Raw genomic sequence first — 16685 nt, 5'->3', positions numbered from 1 at the left:
AGTCCCCGGAATCGTGAGGCCTAGCTCGGCGCCTTTCCAAGCAGATCATCGAGAAAGGCGATGCGCTGCTGCGCTTGCCTGTCACCGAGCTGGTCGGCCCGTTCATAGTGATCACGGGCGCGCCCGTAGTCGAAGACCTTCATGCATGCGTCGCCCATGAACAGGTGAAGGTCACCGCGTTTGGGTCGCAGCTGCGCGGCCTTCTCCGCGTAGCGCAGGGCGTCTTTGAACTCGCCACGGTCGAAGCTGATGTGGTGTAGCCCGACGAGCGCGGTGACGTTGTGGGCATCGAGGTCGAGCACCCGATGATAGAGGTTCGCGGCCCGGTCGAGATCGAGCGCTCGGTAGGCGCTCTTGGCCGCGTCGAGCAGGCCGTCGAAGCTACCCGAGCCGTTGCCGCCGTGCCCCCCGTGCGTGCCCGCTCGGTGCGTCGGGGTGTCTTCGATCACCGTGTAGCGAATTGGACCGGGAACCGGATCGTTGGACGCGGGACCCGGCTTGGAGTCTGGAGCAGCCGCCTGGCCGCTGGGATCTTCGTCTAGCTGCGCGACCTCTGCTCGTTGGGACTCGAAGCGCAGGTCCTCGAGCAACACGTCGACCTCGGCCGCAGATCGAAGCGAGAGCTCGCCGGTGTCGCGCAGCGTCTCCAACGCATGGAGTCGGTCCTCTGCATCGGTCCACGCCAAGCTCGCGAGCGGGGTGACGGCGACCAGCTCGTAGTGGGCAAATTTCCCCCTCGCAGCTTTGTCCCGCAGCCCGGCCAGCGCCACCAAGCCAAGCCCCGCCCGCTCGCTCGCGCGCTCGTGGTCCGGCTGGAACACCAGGGCCTGAGCATAGAATTCGCGGGCGAAGCCGCGCCCACCGGCCCGCTCCCAGTAGGTGTCGCCAAGCCCAACGAGCGTGCTCGAGAATTCCTCGCGCAGCTGCCCGCCGACCTCGTGCGCGCGATCGCTGCCGCCATCGTCGAGCCGCTCGAGCTCGAGCAGCACTTTATAAGCGGTGTCGGCGTCGGGTTCGTCGGGCGGGGTGTAGATCCACCGCGCGTGCGCAGCTGCAACGCTGGCTCGCTTGCTCAACGCGGCGAGCTCCTGCTCGGCCTGTGTCAGCACGATCTCGCGCGCGTCAGCGTCGAACTTCCATCCGATCAGGCCACCCACCGCGACCAGCCCGACCAACGCGGCGACCAGCCCGATCCGTCGTTGCTTCGACCGCCGCTCTTCGCTGCGCAATTGGGCAAGCCCCCGCTCGAGCCGCGCGGTCGTGTCGCCCGGGAGCACGGGCGCGGGCATCTCGTCCCACGCGGTCCGCAGCCCAAGCGAGAGCTGCAGCTCGATCAACGCGACCTCGAGCTCCGCGGCGCTGGCGTAGCGATCGCGCGGCTGCTTGGCCATACACCGCAAGATCAACGCGTCAAAGCCGGCCGGCAAGAAGCCATCGACGAGCTCCGAGGGCGGCGCTGCCTGCTCGAACAGGTGGTCGTCCCGCAGGCGCGCCGCGTCGGTACGATTGAAAGGCAGCCGACCCGTGGCGAGCTCGTAGAGCGTGATCCCGAGCGAGTAGATGTCTGTCCTCGCGTCGGTGTTCTGGCCCTTGCACTGCTCGGGTGACATGTACGCAGGGGTCCCCGCGCCGTTGGATTCTTTGGGGCCCTCGAGCAGCGCGGCCAGCCCAAAGTCGACGATCTTCACGTGCTCGCGCCCGCGCGAATCGGTTGAGAGCATGATGTTGTCCGGCTTGATGTCGCGATGGACAAACCCGACTTCGTGGGCCGCTTGGAGGCCCTTGCACACCTGCCGCGCCAGGCCGATCAGCCGGGCGGGATCGCAGGGGCTCGCGCCTTCAGGCCCCCCCCGTGCGGTCTGGACCGCGTGCAGACTCGCGCCATTGACCAGCTCCATCAGGTACATGAGCCGGCCGTCGGCGAGCTCTTGAAAGTCGAAGATCTCGACGATCCACGGCGACCCAATGTGGCTGATCGTTCGCGCCTCTTGCCTAAAGTGTCGGGTGCGCGAGGGGTTCTCGCTCTGGTGCAGCAACTTGGCCGCGTAGTGCCGTTCGATGTCGAGGTGCTGGACCTCGAACACCGCGCCCATCCCCCCCTGCCCTAGCCATCTCACGATCTGATAGCGCGTCCCGGGGATCACGCTGCCTGCAACCAGCTTGGGCTGGCGATCACCGCTACTGGCCACCTCTGCCGTGCTCGACAGCCGATCGGGCTGAGTGTGGCTCAGCTGCGACGTTCGATGGGTGCCTGGGTGTATTGCTGCCATGTCCTTCAATCCGTCAACCTCGGCTCAAAATCGCCCCTGCACCGTCAAGCCCGCGCTGCCCTGCCCCAGGTTCCCGCGTTGGGCCCACACGATTAGACCCACGCCCGTCGTCGCCGCAATCGCACCGGCGGTGGCGAGGCCTATGCCGAGAGGAAGGGTAGCGTACACGAATTGGCAATTCCCATATGCGTCAATGTTGCGTCCCGTGCAGCGGCCTCGCCATGGCTTGTTGTCCAAAGCGATCAGCGCCGTTCCAGCCACCCCCATGACGACCCCCAGGGTCGTGGTGGTCCAGCCAGGCCAGCTCGGTCGTCCTTTGGACAGGGCGAGCAGCTCGAAGTGCTGCTGTTCGTTGACGCGGTTGACAATCTGGACCGTACGTTCTTGACGGACATATCCGGGCGCCGAGACCTCGATGAGGTGCTCGCCGGTTGGCAGCTCGCCAACCCAGGGCGTCCGGCGCTGCCGACCCGTCCCGCGCCCGTCGATGCGGATCCGGGCCTCTGCGGGCGCACTGGTGACCTGCAGCCGCCCGGGAGCGTCGTCGAGCGCCTCGAGCCGACCACAGAGCGCGTGAAGATCACTCGCGAACTGTGCTTCGAACTCCGCGAGGCTGCACAGCTCGCAGCGCGAGTCGACGATCAACGGCCCATCGAGCCCGAGCGCCGTCGCCTCCCAATGCAGCGTGTAGTCGCGCGTGTTTCCACCGATCAAGAGCCCGATCGCAGGGACATCATCGGGACAATCCTCAATGCAAGGTGGTGGCTCGCACGCGCGCGGGAGCACCGCTTCGAGAGTTGCCCGCAGCGAGACCCGCTCGTGATCCGGTATCCCCTCGCTGAAGCTCAGCCCGGGAGGCAGCTCTTGCATGACCAATAGGCCGAACACGGCCAGCGCCACTCCGCTCACCTGTCGCCTCCTCCCCCCATGATCCCTGCACGGGGCACACGACATGCGGACCAATCTCGTACAGCACCCACGGCTCGCGGCCGGAACACACAGCGCATTCCAACATGCTAGCTCATCAATTGGCTCCGCGTGACAGGGTGCCCAGCCACGACGCCGCACGCCTCAATTGAGAAGGGCCATCGGCGGTCGAAAATGACCACACGATGACCCGATTGGGCGAAATGCCCCAATGCTCAATAACGGTAGTGCTCAGGCTTGTACGGGCCCTGAACGGGCAATCCAAGGTACTCGGCCTGGGCGTCCGTCAACTTCGTGAGCTTGGCGCCGACCTTCTCGAGGTGAAGCGCTGCAACTTCTTCGTCGAGGTGCTTGGGCAGCACGTAAACCTTGCCGGCTTCGTACTTGTCGGTTTCTTGCCAGAGGGTGAGCTGCGCCATCACCTGGTTGGTGAAGCTGTTCGACATCACGAAGCTCGGGTGCCCCGTCGCGCAGCCCAGGTTCACCAGCCGGCCGCGGGCCAACAAGATGATCGCGTGGCCATCGGGGAAGATGAAGCGATCGACCTGCGGCTTGACGTTGATCTCTTTGATCTCTGGATCATTGGCCAGCGCGGCGACCTGAATCTCGCTGTCGAAGTGGCCGATGTTGCAGACGATCGCCTCGTCCTTCATCTTGCGCATGTGATCGATGGTGATCACGTCGCAGCAGCCGGTCGTGGTCACGAAGATGTCGCCGATCGGGGCGGCGTCTTCCATGGTCGTGACCTCGTAGCCCTCCATCGCGGCCTGCAGCGCGCAGATCGGGTCGATCTCGGTGACCAGGACCCGGGCGCCAAAGCCCCGCATGGATTGGACGCTGCCCTTGCCAACGTCGCCGTAGCCACACACGACCACGGTCTTGCCCGCGACCATGATGTCGGTCGCGCGCTTGATCCCGTCAGCCAGGCTCTCGCGGCAGCCGTAGAGGTTGTCGAACTTGCTCTTGGTGACCGAGTCGTTGACGTTGATCGCCGGCATCTTCAGGCCACCCTTTTCGGCCATCTTGTGCAGGTTGTGCACGCCGGTGGTGGTCTCTTCGGACACGCCCTTGATGCCCTCGAGCAGCTCGGGGTGATCGCGGTGCACGAGCACGGTCAGATCACCGCCGTCGTCGAGCAGCAAGTTGGGGCCGCTGCCGTCGGGCCAGGTCAGGGTCTGCTCGACGCACCACCAGTACTCTTCTTCGGTCTCGCCCTTCCACGCGAACACGGGGACACCGGTCACCGCGATCGCGGCGGCGGCTTCATCCTGGGTCGAGTAGATGTTGCACGACGACCAGCGCACGTCGGCACCGAGCGCGGTCAGGGTCTCGATCAGCACCGCGGTCTGCACGGTCATGTGCAGGCAGCCGCAGATCCGTGAGCCGGCCAGGGGCTTTTGGGCGCCGTAGCGCTCGCGCAGGCTCATGAGCCCAGGCATCTCTTTTTCGGCGAGGGCGATCTGCTTGCGGCCGGCCTCGGCGAGCGAGATGTCGGCGACCTTGTAGTCGGGAGTGTTGTCTTGACGCGCTGCTGACATGATGTATCCGTGTGTTCTCGTTAGGGTGAATTCAGCGATAGTGCGGGACCCAGCCGGCGCTGTCTTGGAACAGGCGCACGCAGCGGATCTGCTGGCTATCGGTCAGGTAAAACCGGTGGTAGCGGTCCTTGGGGACCACGATGAGATCGCCCGCCTCGACGGTCACGCGCATCCAACGATCCGCGTCGTCGCGAATGTCGAAGATGCCTTCGCCGGCGAGCACGAAGCGAACCTCGTCGTCGGTGTGGAGGTGCTCGTCGGCGAACTTGGCACAGATCGCGCCAAGGTTGGCGGTGTCCGGGTGCAGCTCGATCACGTCTTGCTCGATGTAGCCGCGCTCGCGCTTGAGCGCGTCGAGGCTGGGCTGATACGCGTTGTCGACGAGGTTCAGACACTCGTAGGTGACGCCGACGCTGCGCAGGTGCTCGACGTCGAGCGCGGGGTAGTTGGGTTGGGGGTCGATCCAGGCGAGCTGCATGTTTCGCTTCCTAGTTGAACGGAATCCCCACGCGGTGGGCCTCGACGGCGGCGCGCATGAGGTAGTCCAGGCACTCGGCTTGGGTCTTGGCCTGGACCCAGTCCCGACCCCACACGTAGATGCCGTGGCCGGCGACGATCACGGCGTCGACGTCTGGGTAGGCGTGCATGGCCTCGGCCATGGAGTCGGTGAGCTGGGACTCGCGGGCCGTGTTGGGGATGATCGGCACCCGCAGCTCGTCGAAGCAGCCGTGCCCGCGCAGGCCCTTTTGCATCTCGAGGTTCGTGCTGCGGAACTCGCCGGCCGTGCCAGAGGGGCTGGCCAGACGTGCAGCGAGCACCGCCCACAGCGAGTGGCTGTGGAGGACCGCCCCGGCGTCGCGGTCGCGAAAGGCGTTGAAGAACAGCGGCTGGCACTCCGAGATCCGCAAGTTGGGGTCGCGGGGCGCTTCCAAGACCTCGACCCGGTCCCACACGCCGTCGGCGAGCAGCAACACGTCGGCGGGATCGATGCGCTCTTTTTGGACGCCCGAAGGAGCGATCCACACGCCGTGCTCGTCGCGGATCGAGATGCCGCCGCCAGTCCCACTGACCCAGCCAAGTCCGTAGAACTGCTGGCACAGCTCGCAGATCAGCTTGGCTGTGCTGCGATCGCGCTGGGGGGCGCTGGAAGGTTCTGCGGCGAGCGAGGACATCCGAGGCGGGCGAAGGATATACCGTGACGCCCGCGCGACCACACCCTGGCCCGGTGGCGGACCGTGCGAAAGCTCGTACGAATTACGCTGTTTTTGGGCCTCTGAGAGCGAGACAGCACGGCGCGGCGCACCCGAAACACCAACGAAGGGGCGCGCGGCATTGCACCACGGGCTGCTAGCATCCGGGCGTGCGCCACCGCCCCCACCCCGCGATCTCCTTGCTCCTCACCCTGGGCTGCACGCTGGGGTGCGCGGCCTGTCGCGCGAGCGAGCCGGCGCCGAGCGATGCGTCGCCGACCGAGATGGTTGGCGCCGAGCGCCCGGCCGCGACCGCGACCGCGGCCACAGCTGGCCAGACCGAGCCGCGGGTCCAGCCCGCACCCGATCCCGCGCACGCCGACCAACTGCGTGACCTAGATGACATGTGCAAGGCGGTCGACCACGACTATGCCGACGGCACGCTCCGAGACTACTACAGCGGTCTGAAGCTGCGCACGACCTGGGGCACCGCGCTGCGCCAGACCGGCGACGAGTCGACCACACCGGGCCGCACCCTCGAGCAAGCCGCCGCCGAGCTGGCCGTGAACGTGACGGCCCCGGGCCTCGAGCACTGCGCCAAGCTGTTCGACTACCTCGACGAGGTCGAGTGACGCCCCCATTTGAATCCAGCTTCGCCAGTCCATCGAGGCGTCCGCAAGCGGGCGAGAAGCCCTCGCGCGAGCTGTAGACAGATCCGACTTCAAAATTTGTTTGCCACCAAGTGACGCAGCGCATGCAATGATGCGCGCCGGACTGCGTCGAACGCCCCACGGAAACTAGCCCCATGAACATGCGTAACACTTTCTCGTTCCTCTCTGGCGCGGCGGCGCTGGCAGTTATCACCCTCTTCTCCCCCGACGCCAACGCTGGCCGGCTCGACGCCTGTGGCGACATCTTCGTCGAGGCCGGCGCCAACTGTGAAGTTCTAGTAGAAGGCGGCTGCCTCGCCGAGTGTGAACCGGTCGCGTTCACGGCCTCGTGTGCCGCCGAAGGTTCACTGACCTGCCAGGGCAGCTGCAACATCGACGCGGACGTCGAGTGCACCGCCAGCTGTCAGGGTAGCTGCGAAGCCGAGTGCGAGATCGACCCCGCAACCTTCGACTGCAAAGCCTCGTGCGAAAGCAACTGTTCGGCCGACTGCTCGGCCTCGTGTGCCTCGGACAGCAACTCGGCCGAGTGCCAAGCATCGTGCAAAGCCACCTGCGGCGCCGAGTGTGACGCCAGCTGCACGATCGAGCCCGGCCAGGCCGACTGCATGGCCCAGTGCCAGGGTTGCTGCGGCGGCGAGTGCCGCGCCCAGGTCAACATGGACTGCCAGATCGGCTGCCAGAGCGACCTGTACGTGGAGTGCAAGGCCGACCTGCAGGGCGGCTGCGAAGTCCAGTGCGAGTCCCCCGAGGGCGCGATCTTCTGTGACGGACAGTTCGTCGACGTCGGCAACGTGCAAAGCTGCGCAAACGCGCTGCGCGACTTGCTGGACATCGAGGTGGAGTTCGAAGCGGAGGCATCGGCGTCGGTCTCGTGCGCGGTCACGGACGAGCCGGCCCGCGGCGGCGCGGCGCTGATGGGCTTCGGCCTGCTGTGCCTCGCGGGACTCGGACGCGGCCGTCGCCGGTCCTGAGTCGGGTAGGGGTATGAAAACCAAGGGTGTGGGACCCAATCACTCGTGATTGGGTCGCCCGCCCGTTCCCCAGTCGGCCAGACCGAGGGTGTCGAACCGCGCGGAGGCGAAGCCGAGCACGGGTCGAGTCGGGCCGACTGGGGCATGAAAAACCAAGGGTGTGGGACCCAATCACTCGTGATTGGGTCGCCCGCCCGTTCCCCAGTCGGCCAGACCGAGGGTGTCGAACCGCGCGGAGGCGAAGCCGAGCACGGGTCGAGTCGGGCCGACTGGGGCACGAAGGCCGAGTCGGGCCGACTGGGGTATAAAAGCACTACTTGAGCGCGCGCACGAACGACGACGGCCCGACCAAGAAGAAGCTCCCCTTCGTCCGGCGGATGTTGACCGCGCAGGGTCGCAGCCTCGAGATCACCAAGGCCGGCTACCTGTTCATCGTGCTGACGCTCGCGGTCGGCTTCGCGGCGATCAACTCGGGCGCGAACCTGCTGCACGTGCTGTTTGGCTGCCAGATCGGGCTGATCATCGCGAGCGGGATGCTGTCGGAGAACATGGTCCGCCGCGCGATCGTGCGGCGGCGGATCGCCTCCCCGCTGCACGCTGGTGGGCGCGGAGCGCTGATCATCGAGCTGCGCAACGCGAGCGCGCGCGGGGACATGATCTCCGTGAGCGTCGAGGACGATGATCGGGTCGACAGCGCTGACAAGACCGAGCCCGTGTTCTCGGTCGCGGTTCCTGGCGGCGGGGCCACCACCTTGCACGCCAGCGTGACCATGCAGCGCCGGGGCCTTCACTCGCTGCCCAAGGCCGTCGTCGCCACGCGCTTTCCCTTTGGTCTGTTCGTCAAGCGCCGGGACCTGCCGGGGCGCGAGCGGGTGCTCGTGTATCCGCGGATTCACCCGGTCGATCCCGCGCTGCTAAAAGAGGCCCGCGCAGGCGTCGGCGAGGCCAAGGGCGCCCGGGATCGCGCGGGTGAGTTCTTCGGGCTCTCCGAGTACCGCGAAGGTCAAGAGCTGCGCCGCATCCATTGGCCCGCCACCGCGCGGCTCGGGCGGGCCGTCGTGCAAGAGTACGAGGCCCGCGGTGAGGCCGAGCAGATCTTGGAGCTGGCCCCCGGTCGCGCGGGCGAGGACAGCTTCGAAGCCGCGATCGAGCAGGTCGCCTCGCAGGTGGTCGCCCTGCTCCGCGAGGGCCGGGTCGCCACCGGTCTGCGCTACGCCGACGAGCTTGTGGTCGAGCCCGGCATCGGCCCCGCCCACGAGCGCCGGTTGCTGGAATTTCTCGCGTTGGTCGGGCTCGAGCGCGATCCGCTGGAGTCCCTGCTCACCGCCGAAGCTGAGCGCGAGCGCGAGCGCGAGCGCGACGACGCGCGTGGATCGGAGGCCGCCGCGTGACCTGGCTCGAGCGGCTCGCCCGGGTGTTCGGCGGCAGGCGTCACGGGCTGGTGCGCCTGCGCGACACTGCCAGCTTGCTGCAAGCCGCGATCGCGGTCGTGGCCGTCAGCGCGGCCCAGTCGGCCAGCGTCTGGGCGGTTGGCCTGACAGTGTTGCTGGCCGCGTGGGCGATGACCCGGCCGCTGCCCGAGGTCGCGAGCAAGACCTCGCAGACCCTGTGGACGCTGGGCATCGTGCTGGCGATCGTGATCAGCGGCGCGCGGGCGTTCGTGTTTGGCGGCGAGCTGCTCGTCGCGGGCGTCGACTTCTTCTTGTTGATGATCGTCCAGCGCCTGTTCAACCGCCAGCGCTCCCGCGAGCACATGCAGCTGTTGATGCTTGGCGCGGTGCTCATGGTGATCGCGGCGGTGATCGACGCCGAGCTGCACTACCCGGTGCTGCTGGCCCTGTACCTGCCGGTGGCCACGCTCGCGCTGATCGTCAACCATCTGCTGTCCGAGGGTGAGCGGCTGGGTCGACGCGTCGAGTTTGAGGTCGATCGCTACGCGACCCGCGAGCTCTCGCGCCTGAACCGGGCCGCGCTGCAGGTCACGATGATCGCCACCGCCGCGGGGCTGCTGACCTTCATGCTGTTCCCCCGGTTTGGCGCCGGCGTGTTCCTGCGCGGCAACCTGTACGGCAACGAGACCGTTGGGTTCTCGGACTCGGTCCGGCTCGGTGGGTTTGGCACGATCAAGAACGACGCGACGGTGGTGATGCACTTGCTGCCGCTCGACGGCGATCAGTCGCAGACCCGCCTGACCTGGCACCTGCGTGGCAGCGCGTTCGACAGCTACGCGGCTGGTAGCTGGGGCCGCTCGCGGGACGCCCTGCACGGGGATCTGATCTCGCGGCTTGGCTACTACATGCTGCAAGAGGACGGCCAGCCGGTTGGCCAAGTCATCGCGGCGCCATACCGGTTTGGCGGGACCTCGGGCAAGACGATCGAGCCCCGCCGGATCCCCGGGTTCGCCGGCGCCAACCAGACCGTGCGGGTGCTGGTGACCATGGAGGACATCGGCACCGATCTGCTGTTCAGCGCCGGTCGGCCGCTCGCGTTCTCGCTGGCGCCGCGCGGGCCGCTGGAAGAGCGCAACCGGCTCGGCCTCGACGTCGACGATCAGGTCCGCGTGCTCGATCGCCAACCTGGGCCGATCCAGTACGAGTTCGTGGGTCGGATCGGCGAGCCCGAGCGCGGCGAGCTGCGGGTGATTGGCGACCCAGAGGTGCCCGCCCACCTGGCCCCCTACATCGACCGCGCCGAGCTCTCTGCCCAGTTTCACGAGCTCGCGCTCAGCATCACGGCCAACGCGGACACCCGCCTGGCCAAGGTCGAAGCGGTGCAGGGCTACCTGCTGCAGAACTACAGCTACAGCTTGGATCAGCCCCTGTCCGAGCGGGTCCGCAGCGGCGAGCTGGATCCGATCGAGGGCTTCTTGTTCGACACCAAGGCTGGCCACTGCGAGTACTTTGCGACCGCGATGGCGCTGCTGCTGCGCGAGGTCGACGTACCCACGCGCAACGTCAACGGCTTCTACGGCGCCCACTACAACAGCCTTGGGGGCTTCTACGCGGTTCGCCAGGCCGACGCGCACTCGTGGGTCGAGGTCTACTTCGACGGCCTGGGTTGGGTGACCTTCGATCCGACCCCGCCGGGTGGCCGCACCGCTGGCGACAACGCGAGCTGGTTTCCACGCCTTGCCAACGTCGCCGACGCGCTGCGCAACGCCTACCTCGCGTACGTGATCGACTACAACCTCAGTGATCAGATCGAGGTCCTCGAGCAGCTGGGCGTCGAGCGCCAGGGCAGCAACATTCAGATCAACTGGCGGCAGCTCGCCCCATGGCTGATCGGCGCGGCGGCGCTGGGCCTCGCGCTGTTCATGCTGGTGTTTGGCTACCGCAGCTGGCGACGGCGCGGCGATCCGTCGCACCTGGAGATCCAGATCTACAAAAAGCTGCTCGCCGCCATGCAGCGGCGCGAGCGAGGCCGCCACCCGCACGAGTCTGCCCGGGCGTGGGCGGATCGCTTGCAAGACCAGGGCGCGCCCGAGGCCGCTGCGCTGCGCGAGTTTGCGACCTACTACGACGGCCTTCGGTTCGCGGCGGACCGACCCAGTCCCGCGATGTTGCTCGAGCTGCGCCAGCGAGCCGACGCGGTGTTGGCGAGCGAGCCGCGCTGACCCAGGGCAGCTCCGGGGTTCGAGCGGGGAGCGCTCAAGTCGCGGGGACCCGCTCGCGCGGCCGCATCACCAGCGGCCTCGCCATGCGCAGCGTCGAGATCGGGCGAATGCCGATCTCACCTTCATCGACCCGCGCGAGAGAGAACCTCGAGACGATGCTCGCCAGCGCGACGACGAGCTCGAGCATCGCAAAGTGCTCACCAAGGCAGGCCCGGCGGCGGCGAAGGAACGGGAGGTAGCTGTACGGATCGATCGCGTCGACGCGGTCGGGCGCGAAGCGATCGGGATCGAAGCGGTCGGGGTCGGCCCAGAACTCTGGGTGCCGGTGAAGCAGATACAGCGGGATCGTCACGCTCTCACCCGCACGGATCTCGACGCCCTCGACTGAGTCATCGGCCAGCGCCTGGCGAGTGACCCCCGGCACGGGTGGGTACAGTCGCATGGTCTCGAGCAGCACCTGCCGGGTGAAGACGAGCGAGTCGACGTCCTCGAGGCGCGCGGGTTGATCGCCGAGCACCCGCCGCGACTCCTCGAGCACTCGCGCCTCGATCCTGGGGTGGCGCGCGAGCAGGTACAGCGCCCAGCTCAGCACCAGCGCCGAGGTCTCGTGACCCGCGAGGATCAGCGACTTGATCTCGTCGAGCAGCTGCTGCTCGCTCATGCCCGCGCCAGTGTCAGGATCTTTGGCGTCGAGCATGCGCGTGAGCAGGTCGGCCGCGCCGGCTGCCTGGCCTGCCGGCTTTGCCGCGGCCTGCGTTGCGGCCTCGCCGGGTCCCGGAGCTCGAGCAGCGCCGCCGCTGAACGGGCACCCACCACGCGACAAGGCCCGACCTTCCGCGATCAAGCCGCGCACGCTGTGGTTGAGGCGTTGTTCGGCCGCGCGGGCGCGGAGGTTGCCCGGGGTTGGGAGCCATGGAGGGAGCAAGCCCATCGACAACATCTGCTTGGTGCCCTGGACCAGGCAGATCTCGAGGGTCTCGCCGATGACCTCGGCCTCGCGGCTGAAGTCGGAGCGAAAGATCGCGCCACCCAACACCCGCAGCGCGAAGTTCTGCATGTCTTGGCCGACGTTCACGCTCGCCCCCGCGGCCGCGGCCGCCCGCCACTGATCTGACAGCAAGTCGATCTCGGCGTTGATCGTGGGCAGGTAGCGGCCGACCTGATTGAGCCGAAACTCGGGCGCCAGCAGCCGTCGCTGCCGCGCCCAGACCTCTCCGTCGCTGACGATGATGCCCTCGCCGATCAGCGGCCGCAGCATGTCGTAGTCTCGGCCCTTGGGATAGTTGAGCACGTTGGTTCGAAATACGTGCTCGGCCAATCGCGGATGGCACAGGTACAAGCTGCGCGCGCCCAGCCGGCGGACAAACACGTCGCCGTGGCGATGATGATGGTGCCGCGTGTCCTCGGCGTAGTTGCTCCTGAACGTCGACAACCGGCGGAGCTCTTCGAACAACGGCAGCTTGCGGCGCACGAACCCACCCGACCCGATGCAGATGGCTTGCAGTTGCCCCGACCGGACACCCGCGCCGGACAGCTCTTCGACATAATCCATATGGGCCCCGACGATAGCGTCTCCGATCCAAGATTTCATCTCATCACGTGATCAGCAGCGTCGGAGCGCGTCCACGGGAACACCGCGCTCACAAACGCCCGCCGCAGCCAGGCCAACAGCGTCGCGCGACGTCCTCAATCGCCCGAGAAAGCGGCCCACAAGCCGGTAGGGCCTCCTGCCCCCAGGCCGCCTCGGTCATCGCACTCGGTGACCGGCGTCGAACCTTCTTCCACAGGTTGCACGGGCCACGGGCGACTGCTTCGATCCTTGCCAGTGACCCGCCGCCTCAGCAACTCGATCGGCATCGACGATGCCCCCTTCGATCGTCGCCACCGCGGCGACGTGGCGATCGTGGGTGTGGTGTTCACGCGCACCCGCCTGGACGGGGTCATGACCGGAAAGCTGCGGCGGGACGGGGCCAACGCGACCTCTGCGATCGCCGAGCTGATCGAACGCTCGCCCTTCGCCGCCCACGCCCAGGTGTTGTTGCTGGGCGGCATCACCTTCGCCGGCTTCAACGTCGCGGACATCCACGCGCTGCACCAACGCCTGTCGATGCCGGTGTTGGTGCTCGCGCGCAAGCGTCCGCGCTTGGCGGTGATCCGCGAGGCTCTGCTCGAGCACGTGCGTGGCGGCGCGCGCAAGTGGGCGCTGATCGAGAAGGCCGGGCCCATGCAGCCCTGCGCGGGGCTCTTCGTGCAGCGCGCGGGCCTCGAGCTCGAGCAGGCGGCGCAGGTGATCGAGGATCTCACGGTCCACGGCAAGCTCCCCGAGCCGGTGCGGATCGCCCACCTGGTCGCGGGGGGCTACGCCGAGGGTGTCAGCCGCGGTCGCGCCTGACCTGTGCGTGCGGCCCCGGCGAGCCCGCGTCGGTCACCAACAATTTACTGCAAAGCGATCGATGGCGGGCCGATAGCCCCATGCCATGTCCTGGTCACCACCCACCTGTCATCACTGTTCCGCCTCCCCTACCCAGTTTGACGCCGCCGTCGCGTTTGGCCCCGACTTCGTGTTTGGGGTCCGCTGGCGCTGCCCCGTCTGCTGCGGCCGCACCGTCGAGCTGTGCATGATCGGCCCCCCGCCGTCTGCGCACGCCTGCTGCCTGAACTGCGGTGCGGCCCGACCGCCCGCCAGCGCCGAGCCGCAGCCATGCGGCGAGTGCAGCGTCGATCACCAGCAAGTCCTCGCCCGTGTTCGCGAGCACTGCGAGCTCCCCCCGCGCACCGCCAAGATCCGGGCTCTGCGTGCGCGTGGTCTGTATCGCCTGGCCTTCAACGCCGTGGCCATCCAGCTGCAACACAACCCCGACGACCCAGAGGCGCTCCACACCAAGGCCAAGCTGCTCGTCGACGTAAAGCGGCCCGAGCAGGCCGTGCCGCTGCTGCGCCAGGTCATGGCGCTCGGGGGACCCCCCGCGGATCGGCCCGAGGTCGCCATCGACCTAGGTGTCGCGCTCGCGGAGAGCGGCGAGCACGAAGCCGCGATCCTGATCTACCAGGCCTTCCTCAACGACCACCCCGACCACGCGGGTCGCTGCGTGGTCTCGAGCAACCTCGGCGGCTGCCTGAGCGCGCTGGGTCGCCCTGCTGAAGCCGAGACCTACCATCGCCAGGCGATCGCCGCAGATCCCGAACACCTGGGCCCGCGCTGGAACCTGTTCGCCAACCTCAACAAACAAGGCCGCCACGCCGAGGCCTTGAGCGTGCTCGAGCAAGCGATGGAGCTGGCCTGGCTCGAGGCTCCCGACCTCGAGAACATGCAGGCGTATCGATCAGAAGTACTGATCGAGCTGGGCCGCCTGCCCGACGCGCTAGCTGCGATCGACGCCAGCTTGGTCAGCAACCCCGACGACCCCGATCGCCTGTTCACCCGGGGCAGGATCCTCCACGAGCTCGGTCGCCTCGACCAAGCCCGCGCCGCGCTGCTGCGCGTGTTGGAGCTGTGGCCTAACTCGGAAGCCTCCCAACGCTTGCTCGCACGCGTGGACCGGGCCCGAAACGCCCGCTTCAACTGAGGCGATCCGTTCTGCCAAGCTGGCTGCGATCAGCTATCCGCTTCGTCACAACTGTCATTTTGGGCTTCCAGCCAGAAGCTCATCAAGTCAGCCTCACGCGCTCGGTCGACCACAACGGCGAAGCCAAGCTCAAGACGAGCGTTCGCAACACCAAAGAATATAGCTACATCAACACCACCCGCCCATTCACAGCGATGCAGCGCCACGACGGATCTCCCGACTGCAGCGGAGACACCGGTTGCAACACGACGGCCCGGCAACCAGGGCTCCGAGGGTCCCTCGGAGCGAAAATTCACGGCGTATTAGCCCCAATCGAAGCGGTGAAGGTCACTCGTACTACCAGAAGACCGACACACCACATGCCTGCGGTGAGTGGTTTCGCTCCGAGGGACCCTCGGAGCCCGCCGGGCTGCCCGCCGTCACACCCACCCTCCGCACCCCCGCCATCACACCCACCCTCCGCACCCCCGCCATCACATCCCCCGCCATCACACCCGTATACCAAGGCGCGCGCTTCAACTGAGGCCCCCCAGTGCACGCGACTCAGCGGTTCCCCCTCTCTAGGGCCCCTCGAAGTGATTGACCGCCGCCTCACAAGCCGGGCTCGTAACGTTGATCCCCATACCAGGCTGCGTATCCGCAGACCACGACTCCACCCACGTCCCCTCCAGCACCACGCTCGTCGCCGACTGCGAAGACGCCCCCGCAAACCATCCAAGGGTATCGACGCACGCCGCCTCGGCATCGTTGCCTCCCGTGGGCACACACGTCGACGCCGGACCGATCCCCATCAGCGTGCCGTAGTCGCCCACGGCCGGGTCACTGAAGCGACAGGCCTGGTTGGTGAAGTTCCCGACCGTCTGACATCCCATGCTCACCCCGTCGGCCGTCGCCTCTTCCAGCAGCGGCCGGACGTGGTCCTCGCTGGCGGTGGGTCCGTGCCAAAAGCGCTCCGCGCAATTCCACAGCGCGATCCCGACCGACGCTGGCCCGTAGCTGTCGCGGGCGTGGCGATAGAGCGTCAGCGGTGTCTCGCAGTCGACGTCGGCAGGGTCGGCCCCGGGCAGGTCGAAGATGCAGTGGCCAGCCTCGAACACGATCGGCACGTCGAAGGCGTCCTCATACATGTCCATGACCGCGAGATAGGACGCCGTCAACGCTCCGTCCTCGGGCTCGGGTGGGAAGCTGTCACGCGCGACACGAAAGTGCATCTCGGCCCCGTTCGTCATCGTCGTGATCGTGAAGTAGACCCCTACGAGCGCGGGGTGATCGGCGAGCGCAGGCCCAAGATGATCGCCGAGCGCCTGGCCAAGCTGCTGCTGGTAGTCGGCGTCCCAGGGCAGGCAGAGATCGCCTTGGAAGCTACCGCTGTCGAGGGCGAAGGTCTCGCACTGCGCCAGCCAGCTCTCAGGCAAATTGATGCCCTGGTGCAGGACGAGCAGCGCCCGACCATCGCGGGCCGCGATCGCATCGAGGTTGGCGACGATGGTCTGCGCCAGCGCGTCCATGTCGTCGCCGCACACGTCGAACGCCATCCGCAGCAGCGACCCATCGGCCGCGTTCCAGTCGTCCTTGATCTGGCCACACGCGCTCACGGGCCCGCCCGACTCGAAGCGCCCCCAGATCCGAGCGTCACTCGAGGGCCCGGTATCCGTGCCCTCGTCTGTCTCCGTGCCCTCGTCCGTCTCCGTGCCCTCGTCTGATTCCGTGCCGGTGGATTCGCTGCCCGCGGACTCACCTCCGGAGCTCGCGTCGCTCGTATCGCAGCCCAGATCGCTCGACTCACAGCTCGCCCCCTCGGCCTTGGGTGCGTCCGCCTGGCAACCGGCGAGCGCCGCCGTCGCGCAGGCGAGGGGAAGCAGACAGCGCAGCAAAGCTCGAGGCGGGGAGACCAGCATCGGCGCCGAGTATACGCCGGACGCGTCGAGCGATGAACGCC

14 protein-coding genes are annotated in these 16685 nt (G+C 67.4%); 6 read left to right on the top strand and 8 right to left on the bottom strand.

Going from position 1 to position 16685, the window contains the following annotated elements; translation table 11 throughout:
- Positions 1–20: 20 nt before the first annotated feature.
- From DB30_RS09860 to mtnB, 5 genes are all read right to left on the bottom strand, one after another.
- Positions 21–2270: a protein kinase domain-containing protein gene (locus DB30_RS09860; RefSeq protein ID WP_146658414.1), complete on the bottom strand. Its 2250-nt coding sequence runs from the start codon at positions 2268–2270 to the stop codon at positions 21–23.
- A gap of 24 nt (positions 2271–2294) precedes the next feature.
- Positions 2295–3179: a PEGA domain-containing protein gene (locus DB30_RS09855; RefSeq protein ID WP_165703684.1), complete on the bottom strand. Its 885-nt coding sequence runs from the start codon at positions 3177–3179 to the stop codon at positions 2295–2297.
- Between the two features lie 233 nt (positions 3180–3412).
- A complete protein-coding gene (ahcY, locus tag DB30_RS09850) occupies positions 3413–4735 on the bottom strand; it encodes an adenosylhomocysteinase (protein ID WP_052548125.1) in 1323 nt (440 codons plus the stop codon).
- A 31-nt stretch (positions 4736–4766) separates the two neighbouring features.
- The gene (locus DB30_RS09845; protein WP_052548124.1) at positions 4767–5213 is read right to left on the bottom strand and encodes a 1,2-dihydroxy-3-keto-5-methylthiopentene dioxygenase; all 447 of its coding nucleotides are present in this window, start codon (positions 5211–5213) and stop codon (positions 4767–4769) included.
- A gap of 10 nt (positions 5214–5223) precedes the next feature.
- Entirely contained in the window at positions 5224–5907 is a 684-nt protein-coding gene (gene mtnB / locus DB30_RS09840; protein ID WP_052548123.1) for a methylthioribulose 1-phosphate dehydratase, read from the bottom strand.
- 188 nt (positions 5908–6095) lie between these two features.
- On the opposite strand from mtnB, the gene DB30_RS09835 reads away from it, so the two are divergent.
- The 4 genes from DB30_RS09835 (at position 6096) to DB30_RS09820 (ending at position 11180) form a co-directional block, all read left to right on the top strand.
- Positions 6096–6557 (top strand): hypothetical protein, encoded by a 462-nt coding sequence (locus DB30_RS09835; RefSeq protein ID WP_052548122.1) that lies wholly within the window; start codon positions 6096–6098, stop codon positions 6555–6557.
- 179 nt (positions 6558–6736) lie between these two features.
- On the top strand, positions 6737–7567 hold the full coding sequence (locus DB30_RS09830; protein ID WP_146658412.1) for a hypothetical protein: 831 nt from the start codon (positions 6737–6739) through the stop codon (positions 7565–7567).
- Positions 7568–7884: 317 nt separating this feature from the next.
- The gene (locus DB30_RS09825; protein ID WP_052548120.1) at positions 7885–8958 is read left to right on the top strand and encodes a DUF58 domain-containing protein; all 1074 of its coding nucleotides are present in this window, start codon (positions 7885–7887) and stop codon (positions 8956–8958) included.
- Positions 8955–11180, top strand: a complete 2226-nt coding sequence (locus DB30_RS09820) for a transglutaminase TgpA family protein (RefSeq protein WP_052548119.1) — start codon at positions 8955–8957, stop codon at positions 11178–11180. The genes DB30_RS09825 and DB30_RS09820 overlap by 4 nt, the downstream gene beginning before the upstream one ends.
- Before the next feature lie 34 nt (positions 11181–11214).
- Here the strand turns inward: DB30_RS09820 and DB30_RS09815 are convergent, their stop codons facing one another.
- A complete protein-coding gene (locus DB30_RS09815; RefSeq protein ID WP_146658411.1) occupies positions 11215–12771 on the bottom strand; it encodes a cytochrome P450 in 1557 nt (518 codons plus the stop codon).
- A 234-nt stretch (positions 12772–13005) separates the two neighbouring features.
- Between DB30_RS09815 and DB30_RS09810 the strand changes: the two genes are divergently transcribed.
- Together DB30_RS09810 and DB30_RS09805 are read left to right on the top strand one after the other, a co-directional pair.
- Positions 13006–13572, top strand: a complete 567-nt coding sequence (locus DB30_RS09810; RefSeq protein WP_052548117.1) for an endonuclease dU — start codon at positions 13006–13008, stop codon at positions 13570–13572.
- Positions 13573–13657: 85 nt separating this feature from the next.
- Positions 13658–14746, top strand: coding sequence for a tetratricopeptide repeat protein (locus tag DB30_RS09805; RefSeq protein ID WP_052548116.1), 1089 nt, complete (start codon positions 13658–13660; stop codon positions 14744–14746).
- Positions 14747–14775: 29 nt separating this feature from the next.
- On the opposite strand, the gene DB30_RS09800 is transcribed toward DB30_RS09805, so the two are convergent.
- Positions 14776–14952, bottom strand: coding sequence for a hypothetical protein (locus DB30_RS09800; protein WP_153258268.1), 177 nt, complete (start codon positions 14950–14952; stop codon positions 14776–14778).
- Between the two features lie 354 nt (positions 14953–15306).
- A complete protein-coding gene (locus tag DB30_RS09795) occupies positions 15307–16644 on the bottom strand; it encodes a hypothetical protein (RefSeq protein WP_146658409.1) in 1338 nt (445 codons plus the stop codon).
- Positions 16645–16685 lie beyond the last annotated feature (41 nt).

Origin of the sequence: Enhygromyxa salina, from assembly GCF_000737335.2 — a bacterium.
GTDB lineage: Bacteria > Myxococcota_A > Polyangia > Nannocystales > Nannocystaceae > Plesiocystis > Plesiocystis salina_C.
The sequence above is the reverse complement of the archived record's forward strand: the minus strand, read 5'-3'. Positions and strand labels throughout refer to the sequence as shown.